The 2,199-nt window shown below is 45.0% G+C and carries 1 protein-coding gene; it reads right to left on the reverse strand.

The features are described from left to right. Positions 1–2,199: hemagglutinin repeat-containing protein (locus ACFIML_RS08995; RefSeq protein WP_375687999.1), on the reverse strand; the 2,199-nt coding region annotated here is incomplete at both ends.

A 2,199-nucleotide genomic window follows, 5' to 3' on the forward strand; every position in this document is an offset into this window, starting at 1 on the left:
GGAAGCAGCAATATGGATATCTTTTCCAGAGAGAACAGTGGTCTCTTTTCCAGAACTTAAATGAGAGCCATTGTGCACCGCGACATGAAAGGTTTGATCCCCGCGATGGCTATTGGCACTGTTGCGTGTGGCATCAATCGAAACATTCCTCTCAGCTTGCAAGAGAAGTTTATCCGTTGTTTGAACATCAGAGCCTAAGATATTCAAATCTTTTCCAGAGGAAAGCGTTGTCGAGCCACCAGAGTTGACTTCTGATTTATGATGCATGGTGGCATCACCCTGTTCATCATGGTAATGGGTTTCTGCTGAACCGATCGTCAAGTTGCCTTGTTCTGTAGCCATGGCAAGATCACCCCCGGTGGTGATCCCCACCCCTGAGGCGGTTATATCTTGTTTGGCAATCACCGTTGCATTACCCCCAGCAGAAAGCGCCTCGGTGTTTAATACGGTCTCCACGCCGTCAACCGTTGTGCGCCCTGCATCCAAACGAATATTCTTCTCCGCAACTAAAACAGCATCCCCACCAGCAGCAAAATGCCCCCCTTGACTAAAGATATCCCCGCCATGCACATGCAATTGGTGATTTGCCGCAATCCGCCCTGAATTGGTTATCGTGGAATTGCTGGTATTCTGGCTGGTGATATTCACATCATCGCCCATGATCAAAGCTCCAGCAGAAACAAAGGAGGCTCTGTCTTTTTCAGGGATGTAAAGCACCGGTGCATAAACATCCATGCCCTTGACCTGTTGGCGCACATAAATCACCATTGGGGCTTCTAGGGACGCCAATTGTTCTTCACTCAAAGCCTCACCAAAGGGGAGATTGTGTGCTTTTGCATATTCTGCCCCGACATCCAGCAAAGTTTTGACTTGTTCAATGGCATCACTTCCAGGAATAAAGGAGCCTTTGCCCAAACCTTGACCGACCAGATCACGCATTTGTTTCTCAATCAGCTGCTTTTCGAAATAAGCATCGCCTAAGAAAAAAATCTCTCTATCAGGATTGTAGCCAATTCTGTTCAAATAATAAGCTGAGCCATAAAACTTGCCAACATCAAGGAATTCTGCCCGCGTTTCATAAATGAAATTCTGGTTGGGCAGCGTGCCCCCAACCCCACCCGATTGGGGCTTTGGTAAAGGGAGCCCCTCAGAAAGTTCCCCTGCATTATTGAGATCCACTTTTGGTGTAAAGAGAGCATCAACCCCGGTTAAACCACTTAAGGACTCCAGTGGATTGCCTTCAACTGCTTGTGCTTTAAAATGCGCATCCCCTGTAATCAAACCTTCCCCTGGCGTGTTATTGAGTTGATCGACCACCAGATTTAAAGTGCCACCCACTTGGACAAGACCAGGAACGGTATCAAGAACTTTTGAACCAATATGGCGATCCTTGCCATTGGCTATATCTAAAGAAACATCGCGGCTTCCATCAGCTTTATAACCATAACAACTGTCTGTATAAGCCTGACAACCAAGATAAGTTTTTTTATAAGCAGTTGCACCCAGATTGGTCAGCACATTGGCGTGGATATCGGCATTACCCCCTGCTTCTATAGAGCTATAATGGTTATCAATGGTATCAGCGTTAATGATGAGATTGCCACTAGATTGTATCATCCCCGAAACTGGTTTATGAGAAAACCCTTGCGTGACAGTCTTTTCTGTCATATGTGACCAGTTTTCGTTTGAGGATAAGACCCCCCACCTATCACCATTCCATACAAACTCTTCTATGTCTCCTTTTCGAGCATTATGTTTCCAAGTAAATGCCTTATAGGCTGTCCCATCTTTTAAAGTTGCCGTGCCATAGGTTCCTTCTTTGTTATTCCAAAGTTGTTGCTCAAATATAAAGTGTTTTGGACCTACTGCCCCATGCTTTCTCTTAGAAAGTTTTCCTTTTCCCCAACGATCCCAGTCCATATCATGATATAAAGGTCTGCCATCGAGAAAATTATATTTGTCTGGTCTTTGGAAAGAAATATCGCTATATTCGGTTTTTTCCGTGATGACAGGCGTGCTATCAGCTTCGTTTTTCAGGGTGTTGGTTTGGATATTTAAGTTTCCACCAGCTTGAATAAAGCCTGCTTTGTTAACAAGGGAAAGGCTTTTTCCGCTGCCAGCTGCATTGGTAAAAGATAAATCACCTTCTGCCATTATGGTGCCAAAATCATTCAACAAAGCCCCATCAACTTGTAAAGC

The sequence above is a fragment of the Bartonella sp. AC62GZZY genome (genome assembly GCF_042196525.1).
In the GTDB taxonomy this organism is placed as follows: domain Bacteria; phylum Pseudomonadota; class Alphaproteobacteria; order Rhizobiales; family Rhizobiaceae; genus Bartonella.